We start from the raw sequence: 954 nt of genomic DNA, 5'->3' as shown, positions 1-954 counted from the left end.
ATACTGTCCGGCTTCGGGGTCGAAGTAGCGGAAGCGGTTGTAGTAAAGTCCGGTTTCGGTATCCTCGTACTGACCCTGGTAGCGGAAAGGGCAATCCTGTGGCTTGCCTTTTCCCTGGCGCACTTGCCCGTAACTGTCGAGCTGGGCCTGCCAGGTTTTGGTGCCCGCTTGGTCGTAGAGCTCCAGCGGAGTGCCCAGGTGGTCGCACACCACGCTGTAGCTGCCGTGCTCCGTGAGCTTGGCTTGGGGAGCAAAGCTCTCTTCCTCAAACAGCCAGGTGGTCAGGTCCTGCACACTACCGGCCCCAGGGCCAACTTCGAGCTCGTGCCACTCGTGCAGGGGCTTGTTGCCATCCCAGACCCAGTGCGTAACCTTGCCCCGAAACCGCTTGCTGATGCGCCGGCCTAGCGCATCGTAGGTGAAGGTGACGGCATAACCATCGGGCCGCGTCACCGAGGTCAGTTGCCCGGCTCCGTCCCAGCGGTAGTGCCACTGCTGCCCGTTGGGCAGGGTCTTGCGCACCAGGTTGCCTTCGGCATCATAGTGGTAGCGCGTGCCGTTGGCCTGACGTAGTTGTCCGCCTTTGCCGTACTGGCGGTCGGAGCGGTTCAGCGTGCGGAACAGGTTGCCCACGGCATCAGGCTGGCGCAGTTCCTGGGTGCCATCGGCATAGCGGGCTCCAGTCAGGTTTCCCAGCACATCGTAGTTATAGGTCGTAGCCCCAAGCAGGCTATCCTCAATCTGGGTAAGTTGGTCTACTCCCTGCCACTGGTAGTGCCGTTGCCGCTGGGTGGTGCCCCCGGCCGTGATCCGCTGGCTGGTCGGGCGGCCCCGCCCGTCGCGGTGCCAGCGCTGCTGCACCCCGCCGCTGAGCGTGCGCTGCAGCTCCAGACCCTGCTCGTCGCGCTCGATGCGACTAAGCCAGCTGCCGGCCCGCGCCTGAGTAACTTCGCC

Annotated in this window: 1 protein-coding gene; it reads right to left on the bottom strand. The window is 64.3% G+C overall.

Features of this window, described 5'->3' with window-relative positions; genetic code table 11:
* Positions 1–954 (bottom strand): RHS repeat domain-containing protein (locus tag DNI29_RS23785; protein WP_133255751.1); only part of this gene is annotated, 954 nt, incomplete at both ends.

This window comes from Hymenobacter sediminis, from assembly GCF_003231285.1.
GTDB lineage: Bacteria > Bacteroidota > Bacteroidia > Cytophagales > Hymenobacteraceae > Hymenobacter > Hymenobacter sediminis.
The sequence above is the reverse complement of the archived record's forward strand: the minus strand, read 5'-3'. Positions and strand labels throughout refer to the sequence as shown.